The sequence below is a fragment of the Rhodococcus sp. NPDC049939 genome, assembly GCF_040656415.1.
Classification (GTDB): domain Bacteria; phylum Actinomycetota; class Actinomycetes; order Mycobacteriales; family Mycobacteriaceae; genus Rhodococcus_F.
The window spans coordinates 238,380-262,133 of sequence record NZ_JBFAMC010000001.1; the positions used below are offsets into that span (position 1 = coordinate 238,380).

The following is a 23,754-nucleotide window of genomic DNA, read 5'->3' on the forward strand; positions in this document are numbered from 1 at the left end:
TTCCGATCCGTCATTCGGAGCCTATGCTTCGCTCCTCTCGTTGCCCGGCGCGGTCAGATTGCCGACGCCTGGGATGAACCGCCCCACTGCACCGCTGTACTCGAGGTAGTCGTCGCCGTGAACGCGGAGCAGGTAGGGCTCCTCGACGACCTTGACCTGCAATTCGATTGCCGTCAGCAGCAAGACGAACCCGACGATCGCGAGGATGTTCGGCACCATCAGGGCGATACCCGAGGCGAAAACGAGCATTGATGTGAAGAACGGGTTGCGGACAATGGAGAACGCGCCGTGACGGACCAATGTTGTCGACTCACTGGCATCGACCCCGATACGCCAGGATTCGCCCATGCCGGCTTGCGAATACAGTGTGGCCGCTATGCCGAGGAGCGCGAGCGCGACCCCGAGCGCCTGAATCCACCACGTGTGTAGAAACTCGAGCGGCGACACCGCTCCAATCAGCTGTAGCAGCGGCGCAACGATACCGACGACAATTGCAACGATGAATCCTGCGCCTGCCATCCATTCCAGCGACCCTGGCGGGCCGCTGATGCCGCGAAATCCGGTCGATCCGGTGCGGCGCCACTGTAGCCAGCTACGCCACCCGAATCCGAGCGCGGCGAATACGAAATAGAGTGTGAGCGCAGCGATGTCCACCAGCAAGTCCTCTTCTTCCAGCTTGTTGCCCGACTTCCCGGACTATATGCACGCATTGCAATATATACAGCATTGAAGATATGCGGTATGGAAACCGGTGGCTTCGGATGCGATCTTGCTGTGGAGTCCATGGGATGGCTGGTCACGGAAGCGCTGCGACCCCGGCCCGAGTGAGGCCGGGGCGGCAGCTCGCTCTTCGCTCAGGGTGTGGCGAAGAACTCCTCAACTGCGGCCTGCGCATCGGGATTTCCCATATCGATAGCGATGACCGCACCCGCAACTGTGCCGATGGCGGTACCGACTATGCAGCCGGCGAGCATGTTCGGGAAGATCGATATGCACCCGACAACCGAGCCGACGTTGGCACCGACCGCCACGCCAGGCAAACCCCCGTTATTCCAGCCGATGTTGATTTCGTTGGTCATGTTGTCGAAGGCGGACTGCTTGGCCTCGTTCCCGGGGAAGAGGTATTCGGCCGCCTGGCTGTTTCCGTCGGGCATCGGGGTCATCAAGGGCTGAGACCAATCGATTGCCTGAGGCTGGGGAACGATTTCCTGAGGCTGGGGCTCGATTGCCTGGGGCTGGGGCTGAGCGAACGCCGTTGAAGCACCGACGACCATCGCACCGGCGACCAACACGGACAGCATCACAGTTCTCGAGAGTTTCATTGAATTCCTACCATGTCGTAGTACGAACACGGACCTCACCTGAGTGCACCGAACATCTTGTGCGTGGACCATATTCGCTGGAAACCGAACGGCTACATGAATATGTGGGTGCGCAGTGATGCTCCCCGTGTTCGCAGCTACGCCATAGGCCTCCCGGAATCGTCCCTCGCAGTGCGACGGAACCCCATTGCACGGTCCCAGGTATTTACAGGGTCTCGAGGTAGTCGAAGACCGCCGGCGTCACTGCGGGGTTGGCGTTGCTGATGCCGGTGACGGCTCCGATCCCCGCGCCTATTGCGGCACCCGGGATGCACCCGCCGAGGATGAAGAAAATGCATCCGACGACAAACCCGATACCGGCGCCTACAGCAGTTGCAGTCGCGCCGCCGTTCTGCCACCCGATTTCTATCTCGTTCAGCATGTTGGCGTATGCCGTGTCCTGATCGACCGGCGTGACGGCGAGGGTTCCCGCGACCGGTGTCGTGGTGGGTGTCAGGCTGAGGAACCTGCCGTCATTGCTGACAACGGGGTCGATCTCGAATTGCACGCCCGCGATCGAGTACCGGAGTGGAATGGTCGCTACCGTCGCTCCGGAGTCGTTGGTGACGTCGACGGCGGCAGCGGTCTTGGACAGGCTGAAAGCTCCTGAGTCGAGAGCAGTGTCTACCGATCGGCCATCTGGGCTCAGACTGGTGAGCGAGGTGACGGTCTGATCGACTGGAGCGGGATTGGCGTACGCGGTGCCCACTCCCACACACAGGGTGGCGATCAGCAGCGCTGCCAGGGCTGACACTCTATGCAGTTTCATGGCGCTTCCCATGGGTAGTAGCGGATGACATCGACAAACCTGGTTCGACCTGGCGCTCCAGAGTTACCCGACCGCTAAAGCGCCCGTAACCTGCCTTCTGTTGCCATCCATCTTCCCTTGTAGGGTGTACCAATTTTCGGTATTTCGGTAAAACACTTATGAAATGAGGTTCCTGCCTCGGACTACACAGTCAGCCGATAAAACCGCCAGAACCCGAAATTCTCGATCGGCAGGATGTCCATGGCGGAGAAACCAGCGGCCTCTGCGTAACCGCGCAATGTGCTGGGTCGCATGACCGTTCCGGTGCCTGCGCTGGGAGTATGGCTCATTCCGTCGGGGAGGCACACGGTGAGACTGATTCCGTACATGAATCGCTCGAGGTCGCTTCCGGGTGCCGAGAACTCGTCATCGACAGCCTCGTCCATCACGATCAGCACACCGCCAGGTTCGAGGGCCCTCCGTGCGGCAGCCAGCACGTCCACTGGGTCGGGCATGTCGTGGATGCATTCGAAAGCGAAGGCAGCGGTGCAACTACCTTCGGGGATTCCTGTGGCGTCGGACTCGGTGATGGTGATCCGTTTTGCGACGTCCGGGTGTGCGCTGACGTTGGCCTTCGCGAGTTCGACTGTTGCGGGGTCGATGTCGTAGCCACGGAGTTGAGCGCCCGGGTAGGCGCGGGCCAGGGCAATTGTCGACCATGCGCCGCCACACCCCACATCGGCGATGACGGCGTCGGGCGTACGCAGTAGCGAGTCCACCTCGGGGACCGAAGCGAGGGCGCCCGGCAGAGCCTGCTCGTACCACGGTCTGTTCATGTCGGCCTGTGACTCGCGGGCGTCGGCGCCGAACTTCGCCCATCCCACACCTCCGCCGGCTCGGTAGACCTCGAGAAGTGCAGGCATTTGCAGGGCCGCGGCGACCACTTGGCGTGCGAGTGGGGCGAGGTAGGAGAGACTGCGTTCGTCTGTGAGTGCCTCGGTGGCGCCGGCAGCCAGTGCGAACGTTCTGGGATTACCGGAGTTCGCGGTGACGAATCCTGACACCGCCTGGTGTTCGAGCCACTCTCTCGCGTATCGCGGATGCGTCGAGGTGCGTTCGGCCAGTTCCTCCGCGGTGGCCGGGCCTTCGGTGGCGAGACTGCGGTACCAGCCCATGCGGTCTCCGATATGGATGGAGAGGACGTCGATCGCGCCGAGCGAAGCGTCGAAAATGCGCTGGGAGAAGGTGTCTGCGTCGGCGTCGGGTGAGAGTGTGGACATCACTGATCTCCGGTCGGAGTGCGTGTGCAGCTTCGTCCCTTCATGCTAGCCACTGATCTGGAGGTGATTGCTTTGCTCGCCAGGCGCTGGGTCGGGAGCTTGCGCGAACAGCACTGGGCAATCTCACGCTGCCCCACTCTTCGCGGCTGTTGTTCAGTGCCAGCTGTGATCGACCACCGCGGTTCGGGGACCGAACTTGGGTTTCACGGCGCCGCCGCTGACCTCCAGCAGTCGGATGGCCCGGTACCGGTGTGGCCGGATTGGTTCGAGATACGCCACCATCTCGGCATCGTCGATGGGCCTGCCCAACAGTGACCACCCCACCACTGCCGCGAGGTGGTAGTCCCCGACAGACAGAGCGTCGGAGTCACCGAGTGCGCGCTGCGCTACCTCGGCTGCCGTCCAGACCCCGACACCCGGGACGGACATCAACCGCCGAGCAGCTTCTTCGTGAGGGAGATCGATGATCTTCTCGAGGCGATCCGCGACTCGAGCGCACTGGACGATGGTGCGCGCCCTGTTCGGATCGACGTTGGCGCGATGAAACTCCCACGAAGGCACGCGCCGCCATATGTCCGCCGTTGGTGGAAGCCACATTCCGTCCGGGGTGGGTCCGGGCGCGGGCTTCCCGAATTTCCGGACGAGGCGCCGCCACGAGGCGGCTGCGGCGACGCCGTGGACGCGCTGTTCGAGGATCGCGGGTACGAGGGCTTCGAATACCCGGTCCGTACGGCCCAGGCGCAAGTGCGGAAAACGGCGGTGAGCCTCGACAAGGACGGGATGTTCAGGGGCGAAATCCTCGCAAACATCGTCGACTCCGACGAGGCGGCCCAGCCCGGCAACCAATTCCTCGGACCCTTCGCCCCAGGCCTGGCAGTGCACCGTATGGCGATCGGGTTGGGTGATCCGATACGTGACGGGCCCTGAGTTCTGCACAGAGGTCCGCCAGATCGAACCGTCCGGAGCCTTTCGGTGGCAAGGGTCGCCTTTGCCACGCTGAAGAGGCTGCAACGTCATAGCGACGTCGAGGGGGCGTTGCGCGGTCACGGTGGCTTCGGCCACCTCCAGCGAAGCTGTCATCCATGCGAGCGTAGCTACTGCAGGGCATACCGCCGCCGAAGGAGGTCTGGGTACGCACGTAAAGTCGCAGCCATGATCATCGTGAGCACCGACGGATCCTGCCTCCGCAATCCCGGTGGGGCGATCGGCTGGGCATGGGTCAACCACGAGGGGCCCAGCCAATCGGGCGGCGAGCCTTCGGGCACCAATCAGATCGCCGAACTGCGGGCGTTGCTCGAAGCGATCATCTCGCATCCCGGATCGGACCCGCTGCTGATCGAATCCGATTCTCAGTACGCCATAAAGTGCGCTTCCGAGTGGCTTCCCGGGTGGAAGCGAAAGGGGTGGAAGACTGCGAGCGGGGCCCCGGTCAAGAACCTCGAGTTGGTGCAATCCATCGATCTGGCTATCAGCGAACGGCTCGGCCCGGTCCGGTTCCGCTGGGTGCGCGGTCACGTGGGCAACCACTACAACGAGATGGCCGACGCGCTCGCCGGCGAGGCTGCGCGCACCGCAGCTTCCGAGCCGGTAGCTTCCACGCGGATGGACACATCTCCGCAGGCTTCGACTCCTCAACCGTCGACTCCGGTCGAACAGCCCGGCACCGAGCCCGAGGATGCGCTTACGTTGTTCTGAGTCGCCTCGTCATCGAAATTGACGTGTGGCAGGAAGTGTCGAAGGAGAATCTGTGTCCGAAGATTCGCAAGTGCAGGAGTTCTGGCGCAGCCTCGGGCTGCCCGGAATCATCGACGTGCACACCCATTTCATGCCCGCGAACGTGATGGAGAAGGTGTGGAGCTACTTCGATGCGGCCGGGCCTCTCACCGGCCGTCCTTGGCCGATTCGCTACCGGCACGATGAGGATGTCCGCATCGACCAACTCCGCAGGTTCGGAGTTCGGCGCTTCACATCGATGATCTATCCGCACAAGCCGGACATGGCCGCATGGCTGAACCAATGGTCGGCCGAGTTCGCGGCACACACACCCGACTGCCTGCGGACATCGACGTTCTACCCGGAGACGTCGGCGGCGACGTATGTAGCTGAAGCGATCGAGTCGGGCACTCGGGTCTTCAAGTCGCATATTCAGGTGGGCGACTATTCGCCCAACGACCCACTCCTCGACCCGGTATGGGGACTACTCGAGGAGTCCGGGGTCCCCATCGTCATCCACTGCGGCTCCGGCCCTGCGCCCGGCAAATACACGGGTCCTGAGCCGATCTCGGAGTTACTGGCGAGATACCCAGGATTGCCTCTGATCATCGCGCACATGGGCCTGCCTGAATATCGGGACTTCCTGGAGCTGGCTGCGAAGTACCCCAACGTCTACCTCGATACGACCATGGCGTTTACCGATCACTCCGAAGAAATGTCGCCATTTCCACGTGATCAGGTGTATCGACTGGAAGACCTGCAGGATCGCATCGTGTTCGGCAGCGACTTCCCCAATATTCCGTATCCGTACCTCGACGGGCTCGCGGGGCTCACCCGATTCGACCTCGGTGAGGCGTGGTTGCGGGCGGTGTGCCACGACAACGCGGCTCGGCTGTTCTCGATCGAGTGACTCACCCGTTCGGATCAATTGTCAAAGTCTTGTGCGAGCACGGGTTACACCCGGACGGCGCGTGGCCGCCGGGTGCAACTCCTTTCGGTTGGCGCCACTCGGTTGGCGCTACGACGAACCGCAACACGCGGCCGGGGAGCGCGACTCGTTTGCAGTTGATTCTTCCGACGAACCGCAGCACGCGGCCTGGGAATCCGGTTCCGAGCCTGGTGCCTTGCGGAACGTGTCGCTGTCGGCAAGGACCGTGTAGACCTCCCACTGCTCATTCGATGGGCCGGTGACCCACACCTTGTCCTGGGTGGCGAAGCAACAGGTGGTGCCGATCTCCTCTGCGGTGAAGAGGCCTTCGTCGCTCAATCGGGCGATCTCCTCGTGCACCTTCTCGCTGCTGTCGACCTCCACTCCGAGGTGATTGATGGTGCCCCCGGTCCCAGGGTTCTCGAACAAGACAAGCTTGAGCGGCGGCTCGGCGATCGCGAAATTGGCGTACCCCTCCTTCACCTTCGCGGGCGCTGTGCCAAAGAGCTTCGAGTAGAACTCGACGGCCTGATCGAGGTCGTCGACATTGAGGGCGAGCTGAACGCGTGACATGAGAACCTCCACCTATTCGACATATGTTGGATTACTTTCATTGGTACCACCTTTTTGACATATGTCAAGAAGGTTGGCAGAATGAGTTCATGCCCAAGACCCTGCCCGTGATCGATGCAACCGCGCCGATCTGCTGCGCCCCAGTCGCGTCGGGGCCGATTTCGGACGGCGCGGCCCTCGAGGTCGCCGTCCGGTTGAAGGCTCTCGCGGACCCGGTTCGGATCAAGCTGATGTCGATCCTGCTCTCCGCCGGCAAAGGAGAGGTCTGCACGTGCGATCTCGCCGGCGGCCTCGGTTTGTCGGAGTCGACGATCAGCCATCATCTTGGTCAACTCAAGAAGGCGGGCATGGTGACCGGTACCCGACGTGGAATGAACGTCTATTACCGTGCGCAACCCGACGCTCTCGATGCGCTTCGATTGGTGCTCGATCCGAACTGCTGTTCCTAGAACCCCTTTAGTAGCAGAGCCATTCATCCTGGCGGCGTGTGGGATTCGTAACGACGGCTGGTCACCATGTGCGATTCCTCGTTAACTTCTGCTATCTTGCTCGGCGAGTCAGTGGCCCAGAGATGGCCGAGGTGTGAGGGAGTAGAAAAGAATGCGGTTGCAAAAATCGGGCCGGTTGTCAGCCGTTGTGGCAGCCGTGATGGTGGCTTTGGGCGCCGGGGGTGCTCAGGCAAGTGCCGAGCCTGCGCCACTGCCTGTGCCGTACTCCTCTCTCCAGTCGGTCGGGGCGGCGATCATGAACCCGGATTCGGATCCGCCCGGCGCAAACGACTGGTCCTGCAAGCCCACGGAGGAGCACCCGTATCCCGTGGTGCTGGCACATGGAACCTTGGCAAACATGGCGCTCAACTTCGGGACGTTGGCCCCGTTGTTGAAAAACAATGGTTACTGCGTGTTCGCCGCCAACTTCGGTCAGGAACCCGGCGCCGGCTACATCGGCTATCCGGGCGCGACAATCGCTTCGGGAACGGCTTCGATGGCGCAATCGGCCGCCGAGTTGGCAGAGTTGGTCGAACGGGTGAAGGCGGCGACCGGTGCCCCGAAGGTCGACATCGTTGGGCACTCGCAGGGTGGATCGATGCCCCGCTACTACCTGAAGTACCTCGGCGGCGCGGAGTCGGTGGACAAGATGATCGCGCTGGGGCCGTCGAATCACCCCGGATCGAATCCGTTGGCTGAGCTGCTCCCCGGGGCCGCCGCAGCTCTCGGTGCTGGGGGAATCGAACAGACGAGCCTGTCTGACTTCCTCCACGAATTGAACGAGGGCGGCGAAACCATGCCCGGCGTCACCTACACCGTGATCACAACCAAGTACGACCTGATCGTCGTGCCCTACACGGCGGCATTCCTGTCGGGCGACAACGTCACGAACATCCTGTTGCAGGACGAATGCCCGCAGAACATGGCCGATCACATGTCGCTGGCGTTCGACAAGCTCACTCTCAGTTACGTGCTCAACGCGCTGGATCCGAGCTACCCCATAGCTGCGTGCGAATTCTCGCCGCCCTTGCTCGGTAGCTTCAGGTAGACGGAGATCACGAACGGCTACGACAGGTCCCGGAATGTCATGACGAATCCGACCAGGGTGGTCAGGAAGGCCAGGACGTAGACGGGTACCTGTAGCCAGACGGGTGCGGTTCGGTACGCGATCATCGCGACGGCCATCGCAGTGACGATGAGCACCACACCGTAGAACGGTGTTCGCTGGGGATGGTCGCCTCGGGCCATGTGCGTGAAGGCCTTCAGCCTATCGGTTCGGAAACCCTGGTCTGTGCGACCCATCGGCCGCGCTGTCGGGTGATCTCGATGGGATGGTCGAAACACTTGCTGATGTGTGCTGTGGTGAGGACATCGGCGACCGCACCCTGTGCGATGACCCGGCCGTCACGGATGAGGACTGCATGAGTGGTGGTTGTCGGGATTTCCTCGAGGTGGTGTGTGACGAGAATGCTGGCGAGATTCGGAAAGCGGATTCGCAACTCGTCCAGCGCCGTGAGGAGTTGTTCGCGTGCAGCCAAGTCCAGCCCGGTGGCCGGTTCGTCGAGCAGTAGCAGTTGAGGCTCGCCGATCAATGCGCGGGCGATGAGAGCGCGACCACGCTCACCCTGAGACAAGTTCGGCCACAGGGAATCTGAGCGGTCCTGCATGCCCAGTGAGCCGATCAGTTCATCGGCGCGCGCAACCTGGGCTTCGGTGGGTGAGAACCGAGGAATGAACTCGGGAGTATTGGTCAGGCCCGTGAGCACCACTTCACGCACAGTCAGAGGGTGTTGGACCGTGTGGCGCGGGTTCACGTGGCCGATGTGAGCGCGCAGCTCCCTCATATCCACTCGACCGAGTCGGTGGCCCAGTACGTGAACGAATCCATGCGTCGGATGGGCGAAGGCGCCGAGCATGCTCAACAGCGTGCTCTTGCCCGCCCCGTTCGCGCCTAGTAGCACCCAGTGCTGACCGCGTTCGACGTGGAGCGTGACATCGCTGAGCAGATACCGTCCGCTCCGTACGAGATCGACGTGTTCGGCGCTGACGACCGAGTCGCTGGTGGTCACTGGGCTTCACCTTTCCGCAACAGCGTCATGACGGGCTCGAGATTGGCGGCTGTGGCTGCGACGGACGCTTCGACATCGCCGGCGTGTAGGGCGCGTAGGAGATCGTCGTGCGCGCACCCTGTGTCTGGCCGCGCTGGTTCGTGATCGACCAACTCCGATAGCGCCTCCACCAGTTTGGGCCGGATTGATTCGAACAGTACAGAAAGAATCGAGTTGCCCGCGATGTCGACGACCGCCGCGTGGAAGTCGAGATCTGCCTCTACCAAGACCGCAGTGGCCGCGGTCGTACTGTCCTGCCGGGTCCCGAGTAGTTCCCGGAGTCGTCGCAGATCTTCGGGGCGGGCACGTTCTGCAGCCAGCCGGGCCGATTCGATCTCGAGGGCGCGCCGCATCTCGCACACCTCGAGGAGTCGCGCGCGGCGCATCAGTTGCTCGAGTTCTGCACCAGCGATGGTTGATCGCGCTACGAACGTGCCGACGCCGTGTCGTACTTCGAGTAGACCGTCGCGGGCGAGGAGTCGAACCGTTTCGCGTACGGACGATCGGCCGACTCCCAGTTCTGCTGCCAGTTCTGCTTCGCTGGGGATGCGAGCGCCCAGGGGCCACTCGCCCGAGCTGATCCGCTCGGCGAGCAGATCTTCGAGTTGAGGTACCAGTGGGCCGCTTCGGAGGCGCTGACGTGCGGACATTCCACGAAGCTAGCGCAGTCCTCAGACGTCTGATGACCACATTGCGCATAGGGTGAGTCGAAGGAGAACCGATCGAGAGGGAATCGCGGTCGGGGAGAGGTAAAGCCCATGGCCATCGCCACCGCAGATCATGTGACCCGGGAGAAGTTGCTCGACTTCGTCCGCCCGCGCCACCACAGCGTCCTGATCACCCGGAGGAGCTCGGGAGGGTTGCAGATCTCCCCGGTCACGTCGGGACTCGACCGAGAAGGCCGGATCGTGATATCGACCTACCCGCAGCGCGCGAAGGCCGTCAACGCGCGCCGCGAGGCCGCCGTGAGCGTGTGCGTCCTCTCCGACGATTTCGGCGGCGCGTACGTGCAGATCGACGGCACCGCGGAGGTGCTGGACATGCCGGAAGCGCTGGAGCCGTTGGTGGAGTACTTCCGCGTAATCTCCGGTGAACACCCCGATTGGGACGAGTACCGCGACGCCATGCGGAAGCAGAACAAGAGCTTGATCCGGGTCACCATCGAGGAGTGGGGACCAATCGCGACCGGCGGCTTTCCGCCGGATTCCGGCCGCGGATAGCAACCCGCCGCGTTGGTGCGGACTCCCATCAAGTCACGACTCGATGTCGAGTAGTGCGATCGCGCGCAATGTGCCCTTGCGTTGGGTACGGCGTGGGACGAGGGGGCCTCGATACTCACTGGTTTCCTGATCGTGATCGCTCCCTCCGGGGCTATATTGACTAGAACGTGTTCCACTTACGGTTGGAGGGGGAGTCCCTATGGGTCAGGTTCTCGACAGGATCGAGGCAGTCGCCGACGAGATTCGTGGCCAGGCAGTCGCATCCGAAGCCGGATGCAGGCTCACCGATACCGCCGCCGGACTTCTGCGCGACTCCGGTGCGATCCGACTGTTGCAGCCCAAGCTCTACGGAGGCCACGAGGCGCATCCTCGCGAGTTCGCTGAAACCGTCATGGGTATCGCAGCGCTGGACGGTGCGAGCGGGTGGGTCACCGGGATCGTCGGTGTACACCCATGGGAACTGGCCTTCGCGGATCCGAAGATTCAGCAGGAGATCTGGGGTGAGGACTACGACACTTGGGTGGCGTCGCCGTATGCACCGATGGGTATCGCGACCCCAGTCGACGGTGGCTACCTCCTGTCGGGGCGATGGTCCTTCTCATCCGGCACGGATCACTGTCAGTGGGCTTTCCTAGGGGCGATGGTCGGCGACGGTGAGGGCGGCGTCGCGATGCCACCGTCATCTCTGCACGTGATCCTGCCCCGTACCGACTACGAGATCGTCGAGGATTCATGGGACGTGATCGGCCTGCGCGGAACGGGGAGCAAGGATCTGATCGTCGACGGCGCCTTCATCCCGAGTCACCGGACGCTGGACGCGGCGAAGGTCATGGACGGACGCGCTCAGAAGGAGGCGGGGAGGTCCGAACCGCTGTTCAACATGCCGTACTCGTGCATTTTTCCGCTGGGTATTACGGCCGCCGTCATAGGGATCGCTGAGGGTGCGCTCGCGTGCCACATCGCTGTGCAGAAGGATCGCGTGGCCATCACCGGCCAGAAGATCAAGGAAGATCCGTACATGCTGAGTGCGCTCGGGGAGTCGGCCGCCGAGATCAATGCCTCGCGCGTATCCCTCATCGAAACCGCGGAACGCTTCTACGACAAGCTTGACGCAGGCAAGGAGATCACCTTCGAGGAGCGTGCGATCGGCAGGCGAACCCAGATCGCCGCCGCGTGGCGTGCGGTGCGTGCGGTGGATGAGATCTTCACGCGCGCAGGAGGTGGCGCGCTGCGTTACAGCACGCCGATGCAGCGGTTCTGGCGTGACGCACACGCAGGTCTGGCTCACGCGGTCCATGTGCCTGGCCCGACCAACCACGCGAGCGCTCTCACCCAACTGGGGGTCGAACCACGAGGAATGATGCGGGCCATGATCTAGGGGGCGGGAAGTGCCTGGCACAGAGCGTTGATCGTGGCTTCGAACCGGGCCGACGACGGTGTGCTGTAGCCGACGACTAGACCGTCGACCTGATTCTCGACCGCATCCGGGTGTCGGAAGGTACTCAGGCCCATGACCTCGACTCCGAGTGCGGTGGCCCGATCGACCGTGGCCGATTCCGTCCCTGCAGGTAGTTCGAGGACAGCGTGCAGACCCGCTGCGATCCCGGTGACCTTGACGTGTGGTGCCCGTTCGGCGAGGGTCGCGACCAGGGCGTCGCGTCTGCGGCGATACGAGGTACGCATTCTGCGGATGTGCCGGTCGAACGCGCCGCTCTCGATGAAGTCTGCCAACGTGAGTTGATCTGTGGCACTTACCCATCTCTCGTAGATGCCCTTGACGGCGAGGATGCCGTCGATCAGATGTTCAGGCATCACCATCCATCCCACCCGGATCGCGGGGGAGAGCGTCTTGGTCGCGGTTCCGAGGTAAACCACTTGGTCGGGTGCCAGGCCTTGTAGGGCACCGACGGGTTGGCGATCGTAGCGAAATTCCCCGTCGTAGTCGTCTTCGATCACGATCCCACCGGTAGTACGCGCCCATTCCACGAAAGCCGTTCTCCTGCTGGGGTGGAGCGGGCCGCCCATCGGGAATTGATGTGCCGGGGTGAGCAGAGCTGCCGAAAGGTGCCTGCCGCTGATGTCGGGGGGTTGCGCGCCGAGGGTATCGAGTTCCATCGGGGTGGTGACGACGTCGGCATCGTGGAGGAGTTCGCGATGCAGATGTAGCCCGTACCCCTCGACCGCGAACGTTCCCTCCAGGGAGCGGGCGAGCAACCATAAACCGTGTCCTGAACTCGCGCTGACGACGATTTGCTCGGGATCGGCTCGTACTCCTCTCGCGCGCGAGAGATATTCGGCCAGGGCGCGCCGTAGTTCGATTCGGCCCCGCGGATCACCGTGTCCAAACGCCTCGTTGGGTGCCGCCGTGAGTGCGCGTCGGGCGGATGCAAGCCAAGCGGTGCGGGGAAATTCGCCGACATCGGGTGAACCGGGTACCAGGCTCAGCGCTGGAGTGGGTGAGGAGGACGGCAGTGAGGAGGTGATGTGGGGACGTGGTCGGTGCGGAGGCTCGCCTGTGCGGTCGGCGACTCGGGTTCCAGATCCCTGCCGAGCGGTGAGCCAGCCCTCGGCTACGAGCTCGGCATATGCCTCGGCGACGGTGTTGCGGGCGATTCCGAGGTCCACGGCAAGCGTGCGCGATGCAGGCAGAGTGGTGTCGGCGCCGAGCCGGCCCGACCGAATCGATTCGCGCAGTGCGGAAACCAGCCGTGCTCGCAGACCGCGTGAAAGGGAGCCGGACGCGGTCAGATCGAGGTGGAGGTCGCGTCCGAGCCCAGAATTGGCCCAAGGTTTCATGATCGAATTGAACCATGAAGTTGGACAATTTTGCGCCTACCGTTCTGGGTATGACCACAACAGAGCGCAAGGCCCGCATCAATCTCGCACACAACGCTCCGGCTTTCTACAAGGCAATGTTCACGCTCGATTCTGCCGCGCGGCAGGGCTTGGAGCCGGAACTGGTCGAGTTGATCCTCACCCGCTGCTCGCAGATCAATCATTGTGCGTTTTGCATCGACATGCATACTGCCGACGCACGCAAGATCGGCGTCAGTGAGCAGAAGTTGTACCTGCTCAATGCCTGGGAGGAGGCGCAGGGTCTCTACACGGACAGGGAACGGGCAGCGTTCGCGCTCGCCGAAGCGATCACCGTCTTGACCGACGGATTCGTTCCCGACTCGGTGTACCAGGAGGCCGAGGAACATTTCGACGAGACGGAGTTGGCCCAGCTCATCTCGCTGGTGGTCACGATCAACGCGTGGAATCGTATCGCTGTGACCACGCGCATGTCCCCACAGGCGCGTTAGGCATCGGCGCAGTTGCCGCGACTGCGCCGCTCGCCTAGCGCGTGAATCGACTGAGAAAGCAGTGGCATCCGGTCAGGGAGCGGAGAAGGTGGTGATCTTCGCTGACCGATGCTGCTGCGCCAGTTGGCGATACATAGCCGCGTTCGCAGCGTTGCGGGATACCTCGTCGTCGGTCAACTCCCGACGTACTTTCGCCGGTACTCCCGCAACGAGCGAACGCGGAGGAATCTTCTGACCCTCGAGAACCAGTGCGCCCGCCGCGATCAGAGACCCTTCGCCGATGACTGCGCCGTTGATAATCGTCGCTCCCATGCCAACGAGAGCGCCGTCCTCTACCGTGCACCCGTGCACTACGGCGTTGTGACCGACGCTGACATTGCGGCCGATCGCAACGGGGAACCCCGGATCGGTGTGCACAGTCACTCCGTCCTGGATGTTGCTTCCCGCACCAAGAGTGATGGAATCGCAGTCGGCGCGCAGAACCGCGCTGTACCAGACGCTGGCCTCCGCACCGATTGTCGTGGCACCGAGCACCGCGGCAGTGGGTGCTATCCACGCGGTTTCGTCGATCTGCGGCGAGTTGCCGTTTATTGCAGCGACATGTGGTTCTCTCACAGAGTTCCCTCCTTCGGGCAGCCGAGTCTCAGCTACATCGGGTTGGAGTCATTCTGACGCGACTCAGAGGAGGTTGACCCTCTTGTAGATGTGTTTCGTTGGGCCGCCGACGAGGCCTACGCTGTCGAGGAACTGCATCAGCTTGGACCCGGACGTGCGGACGGTGTCCTTGTAGTGCCGGTTTCGCTTGGCTTCGGCCTTGGCACGCTTGGGGTCGAGGCCGACGTTCTCGTAGACCCCTTTGCGGACCAAGCTCTTCATGATGATGTACACGCTTGCAGCCGTGCTGATCCGTTCGTACTGGAGTCTGAACCACCCGGCGCTCTCGAGCCGGCGGGCGACTTCCTCGCGCGCGAAGCGGATGTGTCGGGCCTCTTCGAGAACGTGGATCTTGCTGACTGTGCGCGTGAGGGGCTGAACGCGCTCGTCCTTCATGAAATCGCGCTGCATCATGTCGAGGATCTCCTCGGCCGCCATCACGCCGGCGTAAGCGTTGGCGCCCCTGTAGGTGCTGCCAAAGATGCGTCCGAACTTGTGGATCACTGGGTGGGGGCCGTAACTCGGCATGCCCAATCGCTCTCCGGCGCGCGCGAACATCACGGAATGGCGGCACTCGTCGGCCACCTCGGTGAGGGCGAACTGGACGTGTCGCGAATGCTTGTCCTGGCCGTAGATGTCCTTCAGGAGCATCTGCATCAGCAGGATTTCGAACCACAGTCCGACACTCGCGATGCTGGCAGCCTCGTGCTTGGTGAGTTCGACCTTCTTCTCGTCGGTCATCTCGTCCCACAATGCGGTGCCATAGAGTGTGCTCCACTCGGGCGTGAGGCCGAATTTGTCGGCGGGAATGGGCGCTTCCCAGTCGACCTCGACCATCGGGTCGTAGGACTTGCGGGCCGACGATTCCAGCAGTCGGCTGGCGGTCTCTTCCCGATCCGAGACTTCAACCGGTGTTTTCATGACTACCTCTCGATCAATGATCGGTGCTGCCCAATGATCGGCGCCGGCCAGTAGATGTGACATCAAGTAACCGACACCCAACGATACTGTGACGGCGGTCGTAACGGCAAGGTTCGGCCTCGAGCCGCCGCGGCGTAGCACCCAGGCGGTGGACGGGCAGCGCCGGAAACGTCGGCACCGTGTGCAAGAGTTGCGGGGCTCACGAGCGCAATCGACAGACAACCCAGAAAGGACTGCGCATGCCGGCCCTTACACGTTCCGATGCTGCCGCACCGGATCACCTGACCGCGGAGAATCTCGAGGCTCTCACTGCCGCGATCGAGGAAGGTAAACGGGCGACCGTGTACCTGCGTGAGGCAATGCCCAGTCTCGGGCTCGAGGTTGGAACCTCGGCGAAAGTGATCTCTGTGCAAGGAAATACGCTGCTGATTCGCCCCAAGGGAGTGGACGACGAGCTCCCATTCGAAACAGAGGAGCTCTTGATGACGCGACCCCCCGCGCCCAAACCAGTAGCCCCGGCAGAGCCGGTCGTGCATCAGGGCATCGAACCCGGCCCCCCCGTTGCTCCGAAAACTCCCACAGGCAAGGCTGCCGCAGCCAAACCGGTCGCCACATCGAACGCCTCTGCGGCACCATCGCGGCGCACAGCCAAGAAGGCGCCCGCCGGCCTGAGTGTGACGATCCAGGCCGATACCGACAACGAGTGGAGCGTCACGGTCGGGACCGGGGCAAAGAAGCCCGGCAAGGCGATCCCCGTCTCGCCCGATGCTGTCGAGCGCGCTGTTCGAGAGCTCGGTGAGGAATCGGCAATCGAGGCAGTCGAGTCCGTCATCGCTTCGGCACGCAACCTCGCCGCAGCCCGTGTGGACGAGTTGAGCAGGCAACTCGAGGACGCGCGAAAAGCGCTGGCGGCGCTTGGCGTCGGCGAATGATCACGGGACGGTCACGGGGCGCGGATTCTACATCGCCATTCCGCCGCACCAGCCTTGCGTAGGGTGGGATTCTGAGAGGGAGGCACGCGGCCGTCAGGGCTCATTCCTGGAAGGTTTGAATATGTTGAAACGACTAGCAGCGGTTGTCGCAGTGGCGGCGGGAATTCTCGGTTTCGTCGCAGTAGGGTCCTCTGCAGCAGCTCCGGCCGCTGTTATCGGGGGCGGTTCGGGGATCGTGGTGGATAACGAACTGCTCTGTTCGGTCACCACTATCGGACATGACAACTCGGGTCGGCTCGTCGGTCTGACAGCGGGGCACTGTGGTGAGGTGGGTTCGCAAGTTGTATCGGAAGCGAATCCGGACGCCGGTGTCGTCGGCCGCTTCGTCGTGGCCAATCACTCCCTCGACTATGCGGTGATCGAGTTCGACCCCGCGAAGGTCACCCCGGTCAACAAGATTGGCGGCGTCACCATCACCGGGATCGGTGGACCAGCGTCCTTCCCTCAGATCGCCTGCAAGGAGGGCCGGACTACGGGTAACACTTGCGGTGTCGTCTACGGCGACCTCTTGCAGACTCACGAAACATGGACGCAGGCCTGCGTGATCGAGGGCGACTCCGGTGCTCCGATGGTGGTCGGCACGACGCTGGTGGCTATGGTCAATGCGTACCTGGCGGCACCTTGCATCGGCCCGGAGATCGGTACCACCATGAGCGCGATCGTCAGTGACATGAACTCCAACGGTGGTCCAGGAGCAGGCTTCCAGCCCATCTAGGATCGCGACCCGTTGCACGGCGGGTGCTGTGCAACGGGTCAGCCAAGGTTGTCACCGGCTTGTGTGCCGTCGAACCCTTTCAGGCCGCGATCTCACATTGCGTACTCGGTGTAGGTGCCGATCGTGGTGAAACCGATCTTCTTGTACACCCGGGCGCCGTCGGACGAGGCTTGAAGGACTGCGCGCGGCACGCCCGCCGCCCTGGCCAAGTCCAAGGCGGCCAACGTCACTGCGGTCCCGAAGCGCTTCCTCCGATGAGCTTCCAGAGTGACTACCCCATACAGCCCAGCGACCTCTGAGTTGAAATGAATCTCAGCCCCCGCGACGGGTTTCTCTCCGACGTATCCGACAACGAATCGACTCGCGCAGTCGCTGTCCAGGACGGCCGCAGCGGCCATCTCGTAGAACGCGACAACGGCAGGAGATGGGGGAGTCCAGTTGCGCGACATCAGCGAGGCATAGTCGGACAACTGCTCGGCAGATTCGACGGTGACGATCGCCAGATCTTCAGGAAGCCGTGGCAGCGGTAAATTTTCGAGGTCCGCGACCATCGCTTCTTCGGACTCCGATTCCGACAGCCCGTCATCGAGCAGGATCGCACCGAGGTTCGCAGGTGTCGAGGTCGGAGCCACCCACCAGGAAAACGGTCGCTTCGTCGCCGTGGTCTCGGAAATGACATCGGCGACCCGTTCACGGGCGGTGTCGTCGGTGAATCGTGCACGGCAAACGAGATTGAAGGTGTCGTCGGAGAGCCCGCTGTCAGCTATGACGACATCCCCGCTGTCGAGCACCCGCGCACCCTCTATCACGGAATGAAGATGACTGGCGTGCGACGCGCAGTTGGCTTCCATCGCTTCCAGGATCTGAGCAAACACTCCTCGAACCATACCCACGCCGGTATGTTCGGGCATCCCTGTTTTGAGGCTGTCCCGTCGGCGGAGAACGCCCCGGCGATCTCAGGGTAAAATACCGAAACCGCAGGGGCGCAACCGAATCTGCGTGTCAATTCGAGAAGATGCCATTGGATGGTCAATCGCAGACTGCGCCCTCCGAGGCGGAGCCGACAAGTTTCGTGTACTTGGCGAGGACTCCGCGGGTGTAGCGAGGGGCCAGGGGCTCCCATCCGTTCTTACGGGCGGTGAGTTCCTGTTCGTCGACGAGCAGGTCCAGTGTGGCCTTGCCGACGTCCAACCGGATCTGATCCCCGTCCCGTACGAATGCGATCGGGCCTGCGTCGACGGCCTCCGGTGCGACGTGCCCGACGCACAGGCCGGTGGTGCCACCGGAGAAACGCCCGTCGGTGAGTAGGAGCACGTCCTTGCCGAGTCCGGCGCCCTTGATTGCCGCGGTGATCGCGAGCATCTCGCGCATTCCCGGACCACCTTTGGGCCCTTCGTAGCGGATCACGACGACATCACCGTTGGTGATGGTTCCGTTCTCCAGCGCATCCATGGCGGCCCGTTCGCCATCGAAGACGCGGGCGGTTCCGGTGAAGACGTCGGAATCGAAGCCGGCGGACTTGACGACGGCGCCACCCGGGGCGAGGGAACCTTTCAGGATCGAGATTCCCCCGGTGGGGTGGATCGGAGAGTTCATCGCGCGCAGCACCTTGCCGTCCGGGTCGGGAGGTGCGATTTCCGAGAGGTTCTCGGCCATGGTCTTGCCGGTGACGGTGAGGCAGTCGCCGTGCAGCAGCCCGGCGTCGAGTAGAGCTCTCATGACGACGGGGACGCCGCCGATGTGGTCGACGTCCTGCATCACGTGCTTGCCGAACGGTTTGACGTCCGCCAAGTGTGGGACGCGGGCACCAACCCGCGCGAAGTCGTCGAGTGTCAGCTTCACGTTGGCTTCGTGGGCGATGCCCAGCAAGTGCAGGACAGCGTTGGTGGATCCGCCGAACGCCATGACCACGGCGATGGCGTTCTCGAACGCTTCCCTGGTCAGGATGTCCCGGGCGGTGATACCACGGCGGAGCAGTTCCACCACCGCTGCGCCGCTGCGCCTCGCGAATCCGTCGCGGCGGCGATCGGTTGCGGGTGGGGACGCGCTGCCCGGTAGCGACATCCCGAGTGCCTCGGCGGCGCTGGCCATTGTGTTCGCCGTATACATCCCGCCACACGCGCCCTCACCGGGACAGATCGCACGCTCGATGGCGTCGACGTCCTCGCGACTCATCAGACCGCGGGAGCAGGCGCCGACCGCTTCGAACGCATCGATGATGGTGACTTCGCGCTGGGTGCCGTCGGACAACTTCGCGACCCCAGGCAGGATCGAACCCGCATAGAGGAACACGTTCGCGAGGTCGAGGCGAGCCGCCGCCATGAGCATGCCGGGTAGCGACTTGTCGCAGCCAGCCAGCATCACAGACCCGTCGAGGCGCTCGGCTTGCATCACCGTCTCCACGCTGTCGGCGATCACTTCTCGCGATACCAGTGAGAAGTGCATTCCCTCGTGGCCCATCGAGATGCCGTCGGAGACGGAAATTGTGCCGAACTCGAGCGGGTAGCCGCCGGCCGCGTGGATACCGTCTTTGACGGCCTTCGCGAGCCGGTCCAGGGATAGGTTGCAGGGAGTTATCTCGTTCCAAGACGAGGCAACGCCGATCTGCGGCTTTTCCCAGTCCTCGTCGCCCATGCCGACGGCGCGGAGCATTCCGCGCGCAGCGGTCTTCTCGAGGCCGTCGGTGACGTCGCGGCTGCGGGGCTTCAGATCCGGATTTGTGATGGAAGTCATGCGCCTCAGCCTATGCATGAATCTCTGCACCGGCCAGATGAAGGAACCTCGGCGCCCGTGCTCGGTCGGCGGACGTGGGAAAAATACCGGTAAGGCTCTCGACCAGCGGAAACATCTACCGGGGGGTAATTTGTTCTGCGATGAGCAGAGCGTGGTTGGTGTGGGGTGTCGGTGTTTCGGCGTATGTCGTGGCCGTCCTGCAACGCACCTCGTTCGGGGTGTCCGGGCTGGCGGCAACCGAACGATTCTTGATCAATCCGAGCGTGCTGTCGGGTTTCGTAGTCCTGCAGATCGTGGTGTACGCAGGTATGCAGATCCCGGCAGGCGCGTTGTTGGATCGCTACGGTTCGCGCGCCATGATTGCCACGGGTGCGCTGATCATGGCGTCGGCACAAATGATGCTCGCGGTCACCGAATCGTTGCCGCTGGCCTACGCCGCCCGTGTCCTCGTCGGTGTCGGCGATGCCCTGACCTTCATCTCGGTATTGCGTCTGGTGCCGCAGTGGTTCGAGTCGCGCCGGGTCCCCGTCGTGTCGCAGTTGACCGGAATTTTCGGGCAACTCGGCCAGATCCTGTCGGCGTTGCCTCTGATGCTGCTGCTGAATGGGCCGGGATGGAGTTTCGCGTACGGAAGCGCAGCGGCGATGGGGATGCTGGCGTTCGTGCTGGGCCTGGCTGTCATCCGCAACGCTCCGCCCGGACTCGAGCCGGTCGCGGCCCCCGCGGGGCTGCGGGAGGTGGGAAAACAGATCCGGGTGGTGTGGGGGCGTCATGGCACCAGACTCGGGTTCTTCACCCACATGGGGACGCAGTTCTCGATGACGACCTTCGCCCTGCTCTGGGGCATCCCTTACCTCAGGTCGGCACAAGGACTGTCGCCCGCAGAGGCGGGTTCGCTGCTGACGTTGTCGGTTATCTCGGCGATTGTCGCCGGGCCGGTCATCGGCATCCTCAGCGGCCGCTTTCCCATGCGCCGCTCGTATCTGGTGCTGTCCATCATCATCAGCAACGCGCTGATGTGGACCATCGTGCTGGCTCTGCCGGGTCCGGCACCGAGTTGGTTGCTGGTGATCCTTGTGGTGGTTGTCTCGGTGGGCGGCCCCGGGTCGATGATCGGATTCGACTATGCCCGCATGTTCAATCCCAGCACCAGCATGGGAACCGCGCAGGGAATGGTCAACATCGGTGGGTTCTTGGCTTCGTTGCTGGTGATCCAGGCGATGGGAATCATTCTCAACGCAATGGGCGGATACTCGTTCGACGCTTTCCGGGTGGCTTGGCTCGTGCAATACCCGGTCTGGGGCGTTGCGATCTTGGGGGTGCTCGTGACACGGAGGAAGACGCGCAAGCAGATGGGACTGGTGCTGAGGCCGATCCGTCAGGTGTGGCGAGAGCGAAGTGGTCGTTAGACGGGCCTAGTTACACTCTTGCACGATGTGTAACACTACTCCGCATGAGCAATGAGCGACCGGAAGATCAAGCCGTCCTGACGGTACCCCCGATGAAGTGGGATGCCTGGGGCGCGCCGGAGAAGAGCAAGACCCTCTCGGACGGCATCAAGGGCCTGCTGCAGCAGGCCCTCGGCGTCAAGATTCGACAGACGCCCGAACGCATGGCCGAAGAAGATGTGATCCTGGCCCCGAGTGCGGTGTCCGAGGGGCAGCTCGCAGGTCTCGCCGCGATCGTCGGTGAGCAGTTCTGCAGCACCGCCCACAACGACCGTCTGCTGCGGGCTGGCGGCAAGAGCACTCTCGACATGCTGCGGCGCCGCAGCACCGATCAGCAGAACGCACCCGACGTCGTCGTCGTCCCGGGCACCGAGGACGAAATTACCGAGATCTTGGCATTCTGTGCTGAGAACTCGATCGCGGTCGTGCCGTTCGGCGGCGGCACCAGTGTCGTCGGTGGGCTGGACCCGGTGCGCGACCGATTCGACGCGGTGGTCTCGGTGGACCTGCGGCGGTTCGACTCGCTGATCGACCTCGACACCGACTCGGGCATCGCGACCCTGGGTGCGGGCGTGACCGGTCCGCGCGCTGAGGAGTTGCTCGGTGAACGTGGCTTCTCGCTCGGGCATTTCCCGCAGAGCTTCATGTTCGCCACCATCGGCGGCTTCGCGGCAACCCGCTCCTCGGGGCAGGCCTCCGCAGGTTACGGCCGGTTCGAAGACATGGTGCAGGGCCTGCGGGTGATCACCCCGGCGGGCATCCTGGACACCGGGCGCGCGCCTGCGTCCGCGGCGGGTCCGGATCTCGGCGAGTTGTTCGTCGGCTCGGAGGGAACCTTCGGCATCATCACCCAGGTCCGTGTGCAGGTGCATCCGGTTCCGGAGGCCGTCGTCCGGGAGGGGTGGCGCTTCCCTGATTTCGAGACCGGTGCGGCAGCATTTCGTGCACTGCGGCGCGCAGGCGCGGTTCCGACCGTGCTGCGGCTGTCCGACGAGGCCGAAACGGGAGTCAACCTCGCGACCACCGAAAAAATCGGCGAGGAGACCGTAACCGGCGGATGCCTGGCAATCACCACGTTCGAGGGCACCGCCGAACACACCGCGGAGCGGGTGGCCGAGGCTCGTGCCGTCCTGGAGGCCAACGGCGCGACCTCACTCGGTGAGGAGCCCGGGCAGGGTTGGGAACACGGCCGTTACGACGCCCCCTACCTCCGCGACGCACTGCTCGATGCCGGCGCGCTGTGTGAGACCCTCGAGACGGCCACCACCTGGGGCAACCTCGCGAATTTGCGTGCCGCAGTCACGAAGGGGCTGACCGAGTCGTTGTCCGCGCAGGGAACCCCGCCGCTGGTGCTGTGCCACATCTCGCACACCTACGCGACTGGCGCGTCGCTGTACTTCACCATCGTGTGCGCACAGAACGACGACCCGATCGACCAGTGGAGCAAGGCCAAGGCCGCCGCCGGTGACGCGATCATTGCCGCCGGTGGAACCATCACGCACCACCATGCCGTCGGCGTCGATCACCGGCCATGGATGCGGGACGAGGTCGGCGACCTGGGCGTGACGGTCCTGCGTGCGGTCAAGAACGCCGTCGATCCCGCCGGAATCCTCAACCCGGGCAAGTTGATTCCGTGAGCACACAGAAGGCGATCGAGAAGGTCACCGTCCTGATCAACCCGCTTTCCGGGCACGGCAACGGACCGGCTGCGGGTCGCAAGGCGGTCGCACGCCTGCGTGAGCGGGGAGTTGCCGTCACCGAGATCATCGGGACGGACGCCGATCACGCCCGCAAGCTGGCCGAGCGGGCCATCGAAGAGGGCACCGACGCCCTCGTCGTGGTAGGCGGAGACGGTGCGATCAGCATCGGGTTGCAGGCAGCTGCACAGTCCGGGGTGCCGATCGGGCTGATCCCGGCGGGTACCGGCAACGACCATGCCCGCGAGTTCGGCATCCCGGTCGGTGACCCTGTCGCGGCGGCGGATGTGGTCGTAGACGGCGAGGTGCAAGAATCCGACCTCGCTCGGATCACGCTCGACGACGGGTCGATCGTGTGGGCGGGCACCATCATCGCCAGCGGGTTCGATTCACTGTGCACGGATCGGGCGAACCGGATGTCGTGGCCGAAGGGGCCGATGCGGTACAACCTGGCGATGCTTGTGGAACTCACGCGGCTCAAGCCCCTGCGCTACACCGTCGAACTCGATGACGAGAAGGTGAAGGTCGACGCGACGCTCGTCGCGGTCGGCAACGGCCGTTCGTACGGTGGCGGGATGCAGATCTGCCCGAAGGCGGACAAGACCGACGGTCTGCTCGATGTGACGGTCGTCGAGCACGGTCGTCGATCGAGGCTGGTTCGGCTGTTCCCGCGGGTGTACAAGGGCACGCATGTGGACCTGCCCGACGTGCGTACCTACCGTTCGCGCAGCGTGCGGCTGCAGTGCGAAGGAATCACCGCCTATGCGGACGGTGACAGGGTCGGGCCTCTTCCGGTGACGATCGAGGCGGTCCCGTCGGCGTTGCACATCCTGAGCCACGTGCCCGCCTGAGTTGCGACCGCGGGGTGGT

26 protein-coding genes are annotated in these 23,754 nt (G+C 63.4%); 12 read left to right on the forward strand and 14 right to left on the reverse strand.

From position 1 onward, the window contains the following. Window positions 1-21 precede the first annotated feature (21 nt). The 5 genes from AB0I57_RS01075 to AB0I57_RS01095 form a co-directional block, all read right to left on the reverse strand. Window positions 22-654, reverse strand: a complete 633-nt coding sequence (locus AB0I57_RS01075; RefSeq protein WP_358328611.1) for an isoprenylcysteine carboxylmethyltransferase family protein — start codon at window positions 652-654, stop codon at window positions 22-24. A 200-nt stretch (window positions 655-854) separates the two neighbouring features. After that, window positions 855-1,322 (reverse strand): hypothetical protein, encoded by a 468-nt coding sequence (locus AB0I57_RS01080; protein ID WP_358328614.1) that lies wholly within the window; start codon window positions 1,320-1,322, stop codon window positions 855-857. Between the two features lie 205 nt (window positions 1,323-1,527). Next, window positions 1,528-2,130, reverse strand: coding sequence for a hypothetical protein (locus AB0I57_RS01085; protein ID WP_358328617.1), 603 nt, complete (start codon window positions 2,128-2,130; stop codon window positions 1,528-1,530). Between the two features lie 182 nt (window positions 2,131-2,312). Beyond that, entirely contained in the window at window positions 2,313-3,389 is a 1,077-nt protein-coding gene (locus AB0I57_RS01090; RefSeq protein ID WP_358328620.1) for a class I SAM-dependent methyltransferase, read from the reverse strand. Window positions 3,390-3,542: 153 nt separating this feature from the next. Beyond that, on the reverse strand, window positions 3,543-4,469 hold the full coding sequence (locus AB0I57_RS01095; RefSeq protein ID WP_358328623.1) for a DNA-3-methyladenine glycosylase 2 family protein: 927 nt from the start codon (window positions 4,467-4,469) through the stop codon (window positions 3,543-3,545). Window positions 4,470-4,541: 72 nt separating this feature from the next. Here AB0I57_RS01095 and AB0I57_RS01100 point away from each other — a divergent pair, with 72 nt between their 5' ends. Beyond that, window positions 4,542-5,084, forward strand: coding sequence for a ribonuclease H (locus tag AB0I57_RS01100; RefSeq protein ID WP_358328626.1), 543 nt, complete (start codon window positions 4,542-4,544; stop codon window positions 5,082-5,084). A gap of 52 nt (window positions 5,085-5,136) precedes the next feature. Further along, the gene (locus AB0I57_RS01105; RefSeq protein WP_358328629.1) at window positions 5,137-6,012 is read left to right on the forward strand and encodes an amidohydrolase family protein; all 876 of its coding nucleotides are present in this window, start codon (window positions 5,137-5,139) and stop codon (window positions 6,010-6,012) included. A 108-nt stretch (window positions 6,013-6,120) separates the two neighbouring features. On the opposite strand, the gene AB0I57_RS01110 is transcribed toward AB0I57_RS01105, so the two are convergent. After that, the gene (locus AB0I57_RS01110; RefSeq protein WP_358328632.1) at window positions 6,121-6,603 is read right to left on the reverse strand and encodes an ArsI/CadI family heavy metal resistance metalloenzyme; all 483 of its coding nucleotides are present in this window, start codon (window positions 6,601-6,603) and stop codon (window positions 6,121-6,123) included. 89 nt (window positions 6,604-6,692) lie between these two features. Here AB0I57_RS01110 and AB0I57_RS01115 point away from each other — a divergent pair, with 89 nt between their 5' ends. Together AB0I57_RS01115 and AB0I57_RS01120 are read left to right on the forward strand one after the other, a co-directional pair. Continuing rightward, on the forward strand, window positions 6,693-7,052 hold the full coding sequence (locus AB0I57_RS01115) for an Rv2640c family ArsR-like transcriptional regulator (protein WP_358328635.1): 360 nt from the start codon (window positions 6,693-6,695) through the stop codon (window positions 7,050-7,052). A gap of 151 nt (window positions 7,053-7,203) precedes the next feature. Next, on the forward strand, window positions 7,204-8,139 hold the full coding sequence (locus AB0I57_RS01120; RefSeq protein ID WP_358328638.1) for an alpha/beta fold hydrolase: 936 nt from the start codon (window positions 7,204-7,206) through the stop codon (window positions 8,137-8,139). A gap of 17 nt (window positions 8,140-8,156) precedes the next feature. On the opposite strand, the gene AB0I57_RS01125 is transcribed toward AB0I57_RS01120, so the two are convergent. Genes AB0I57_RS01125 through AB0I57_RS01135 form a run of 3 tightly spaced genes read right to left on the reverse strand, consistent with a single transcriptional unit; the run spans window position 8,157 to window position 9,849 of the window. Next, on the reverse strand, window positions 8,157-8,339 hold the full coding sequence (locus AB0I57_RS01125; protein ID WP_358328641.1) for a hypothetical protein: 183 nt from the start codon (window positions 8,337-8,339) through the stop codon (window positions 8,157-8,159). Between the two features lie 14 nt (window positions 8,340-8,353). Next, window positions 8,354-9,160, reverse strand: a complete 807-nt coding sequence (locus AB0I57_RS01130; protein ID WP_358328644.1) for an ATP-binding cassette domain-containing protein — start codon at window positions 9,158-9,160, stop codon at window positions 8,354-8,356. After that, entirely contained in the window at window positions 9,157-9,849 is a 693-nt protein-coding gene (locus AB0I57_RS01135; RefSeq protein WP_358328647.1) for an FCD domain-containing protein, read from the reverse strand. The genes AB0I57_RS01130 and AB0I57_RS01135 overlap by 4 nt, the downstream gene beginning before the upstream one ends. 108 nt (window positions 9,850-9,957) lie before the next feature. Between AB0I57_RS01135 and AB0I57_RS01140 the strand changes: the two genes are divergently transcribed. Both AB0I57_RS01140 and AB0I57_RS01145 read left to right on the forward strand, forming a co-directional pair. Further along, window positions 9,958-10,419, forward strand: a complete 462-nt coding sequence (locus tag AB0I57_RS01140) for a PPOX class F420-dependent oxidoreductase (RefSeq protein ID WP_358328649.1) — start codon at window positions 9,958-9,960, stop codon at window positions 10,417-10,419. A gap of 199 nt (window positions 10,420-10,618) precedes the next feature. Then, entirely contained in the window at window positions 10,619-11,797 is a 1,179-nt protein-coding gene (locus AB0I57_RS01145) for an acyl-CoA dehydrogenase family protein (protein WP_358328651.1), read from the forward strand. On the opposite strand, the gene AB0I57_RS01150 is transcribed toward AB0I57_RS01145, so the two are convergent. Continuing rightward, window positions 11,794-13,215, reverse strand: coding sequence for a PLP-dependent aminotransferase family protein (locus AB0I57_RS01150; protein WP_358328654.1), 1,422 nt, complete (start codon window positions 13,213-13,215; stop codon window positions 11,794-11,796). The two genes, AB0I57_RS01145 and AB0I57_RS01150, sit on opposite strands and share 4 nt — an antisense overlap. A 50-nt stretch (window positions 13,216-13,265) precedes the next feature. On the opposite strand from AB0I57_RS01150, the gene AB0I57_RS01155 reads away from it, so the two are divergent. Further along, window positions 13,266-13,724 carry a carboxymuconolactone decarboxylase family protein gene (locus tag AB0I57_RS01155; RefSeq protein ID WP_358328656.1) on the forward strand — a complete coding sequence of 153 codons (459 nt, stop codon included), beginning with the start codon at window positions 13,266-13,268 and terminating at the stop codon, window positions 13,722-13,724. 72 nt (window positions 13,725-13,796) lie between these two features. On the opposite strand, the gene AB0I57_RS01160 is transcribed toward AB0I57_RS01155, so the two are convergent. Both AB0I57_RS01160 and AB0I57_RS01165 read right to left on the reverse strand, forming a co-directional pair. Further along, the gene (locus tag AB0I57_RS01160; RefSeq protein WP_358328659.1) at window positions 13,797-14,339 is read right to left on the reverse strand and encodes a gamma carbonic anhydrase family protein; all 543 of its coding nucleotides are present in this window, start codon (window positions 14,337-14,339) and stop codon (window positions 13,797-13,799) included. 63 nt (window positions 14,340-14,402) lie between these two features. Further along, the gene (locus tag AB0I57_RS01165; protein WP_358328661.1) at window positions 14,403-15,299 is read right to left on the reverse strand and encodes a diiron oxygenase; all 897 of its coding nucleotides are present in this window, start codon (window positions 15,297-15,299) and stop codon (window positions 14,403-14,405) included. Between the two features lie 239 nt (window positions 15,300-15,538). Between AB0I57_RS01165 and AB0I57_RS01170 the strand changes: the two genes are divergently transcribed. Continuing rightward, window positions 15,539-16,231, forward strand: coding sequence for a DUF6319 family protein (locus tag AB0I57_RS01170; protein WP_358328664.1), 693 nt, complete (start codon window positions 15,539-15,541; stop codon window positions 16,229-16,231). A gap of 121 nt (window positions 16,232-16,352) precedes the next feature. Further along, the gene (locus tag AB0I57_RS01175) at window positions 16,353-17,006 is read left to right on the forward strand and encodes a serine protease (protein WP_358328667.1); all 654 of its coding nucleotides are present in this window, start codon (window positions 16,353-16,355) and stop codon (window positions 17,004-17,006) included. A 92-nt stretch (window positions 17,007-17,098) separates the two neighbouring features. Here AB0I57_RS01175 and AB0I57_RS01180 read toward each other — a convergent pair whose 3' ends face one another. Together AB0I57_RS01180 and ilvD are read right to left on the reverse strand one after the other, a co-directional pair. After that, window positions 17,099-17,881, reverse strand: a complete 783-nt coding sequence (locus tag AB0I57_RS01180; RefSeq protein ID WP_358328670.1) for a GNAT family N-acetyltransferase — start codon at window positions 17,879-17,881, stop codon at window positions 17,099-17,101. 154 nt (window positions 17,882-18,035) lie between these two features. Further along, window positions 18,036-19,739, reverse strand: coding sequence for a dihydroxy-acid dehydratase (gene ilvD / locus AB0I57_RS01185; RefSeq protein WP_358328673.1), 1,704 nt, complete (start codon window positions 19,737-19,739; stop codon window positions 18,036-18,038). Between the two features lie 140 nt (window positions 19,740-19,879). Between ilvD and AB0I57_RS01190 the strand changes: the two genes are divergently transcribed. The 3 genes from AB0I57_RS01190 to AB0I57_RS01200 all read left to right on the forward strand — a co-directional run bounded on the left by AB0I57_RS01190 (window position 19,880) and on the right by AB0I57_RS01200 (window position 23,735). Further along, window positions 19,880-21,148, forward strand: a complete 1,269-nt coding sequence (locus tag AB0I57_RS01190; protein WP_358328676.1) for an MFS transporter — start codon at window positions 19,880-19,882, stop codon at window positions 21,146-21,148. A 92-nt stretch (window positions 21,149-21,240) separates the two neighbouring features. Next, entirely contained in the window at window positions 21,241-22,824 is a 1,584-nt protein-coding gene (locus AB0I57_RS01195) for an FAD-binding oxidoreductase (RefSeq protein ID WP_358333005.1), read from the forward strand. Then, window positions 22,821-23,735 (forward strand): diacylglycerol kinase, encoded by a 915-nt coding sequence (locus AB0I57_RS01200; RefSeq protein ID WP_358328678.1) that lies wholly within the window; start codon window positions 22,821-22,823, stop codon window positions 23,733-23,735. The genes AB0I57_RS01195 and AB0I57_RS01200 overlap by 4 nt, the downstream gene beginning before the upstream one ends. Window positions 23,736-23,754 lie beyond the last annotated feature (19 nt).

What these genes read in the sequence shown, in the direction of transcription:
- AB0I57_RS01190 (WP_358328676.1), top strand. Translation starts at nt 19,880, where the DNA reads ATGAGCAGAGCGTGGTTGGTGTGGGGTGTCGGTGTTTCGGCGTATGTC.
- AB0I57_RS01115 (WP_358328635.1), top strand. Translation starts at nt 6,693, where the DNA reads ATGCCCAAGACCCTGCCCGTGATCGATGCAACCGCGCCGATCTGCTGC.
- AB0I57_RS01145 (WP_358328651.1), top strand. Translation starts at nt 10,619, where the DNA reads ATGGGTCAGGTTCTCGACAGGATCGAGGCAGTCGCCGACGAGATTCGT.
- AB0I57_RS01165 (WP_358328661.1), bottom strand. Translation starts at nt 15,299, where the DNA reads ATGAAAACACCGGTTGAAGTCTCGGATCGGGAAGAGACCGCCAGCCGA.
- AB0I57_RS01155 (WP_358328656.1), top strand. Translation starts at nt 13,266, where the DNA reads ATGACCACAACAGAGCGCAAGGCCCGCATCAATCTCGCACACAACGCT.
- AB0I57_RS01150 (WP_358328654.1), bottom strand. Translation starts at nt 13,215, where the DNA reads ATGAAACCTTGGGCCAATTCTGGGCTCGGACGCGACCTCCACCTCGAT.
- AB0I57_RS01125 (WP_358328641.1), bottom strand. Translation starts at nt 8,339, where the DNA reads ATGGCCCGAGGCGACCATCCCCAGCGAACACCGTTCTACGGTGTGGTG.
- AB0I57_RS01110 (WP_358328632.1), bottom strand. Translation starts at nt 6,603, where the DNA reads ATGTCACGCGTTCAGCTCGCCCTCAATGTCGACGACCTCGATCAGGCC.
- AB0I57_RS01135 (WP_358328647.1), bottom strand. Translation starts at nt 9,849, where the DNA reads ATGTCCGCACGTCAGCGCCTCCGAAGCGGCCCACTGGTACCTCAACTC.
- AB0I57_RS01175 (WP_358328667.1), top strand. Translation starts at nt 16,353, where the DNA reads ATGTTGAAACGACTAGCAGCGGTTGTCGCAGTGGCGGCGGGAATTCTC.
- AB0I57_RS01090 (WP_358328620.1), bottom strand. Translation starts at nt 3,389, where the DNA reads ATGTCCACACTCTCACCCGACGCCGACGCAGACACCTTCTCCCAGCGC.
- AB0I57_RS01095 (WP_358328623.1), bottom strand. Translation starts at nt 4,469, where the DNA reads ATGACAGCTTCGCTGGAGGTGGCCGAAGCCACCGTGACCGCGCAACGC.
- AB0I57_RS01120 (WP_358328638.1), top strand. Translation starts at nt 7,204, where the DNA reads ATGCGGTTGCAAAAATCGGGCCGGTTGTCAGCCGTTGTGGCAGCCGTG.
- AB0I57_RS01100 (WP_358328626.1), top strand. Translation starts at nt 4,542, where the DNA reads ATGATCATCGTGAGCACCGACGGATCCTGCCTCCGCAATCCCGGTGGG.
- ilvD (WP_358328673.1), bottom strand. Translation starts at nt 19,739, where the DNA reads ATGACTTCCATCACAAATCCGGATCTGAAGCCCCGCAGCCGCGACGTC.
- AB0I57_RS01080 (WP_358328614.1), bottom strand. Translation starts at nt 1,322, where the DNA reads ATGAAACTCTCGAGAACTGTGATGCTGTCCGTGTTGGTCGCCGGTGCG.
- AB0I57_RS01085 (WP_358328617.1), bottom strand. Translation starts at nt 2,130, where the DNA reads ATGAAACTGCATAGAGTGTCAGCCCTGGCAGCGCTGCTGATCGCCACC.
- AB0I57_RS01170 (WP_358328664.1), top strand. Translation starts at nt 15,539, where the DNA reads ATGCCGGCCCTTACACGTTCCGATGCTGCCGCACCGGATCACCTGACC.
- AB0I57_RS01195 (WP_358333005.1), top strand. Translation starts at nt 21,241, where the DNA reads ATGAAGTGGGATGCCTGGGGCGCGCCGGAGAAGAGCAAGACCCTCTCG.
- AB0I57_RS01140 (WP_358328649.1), top strand. Translation starts at nt 9,958, where the DNA reads ATGGCCATCGCCACCGCAGATCATGTGACCCGGGAGAAGTTGCTCGAC.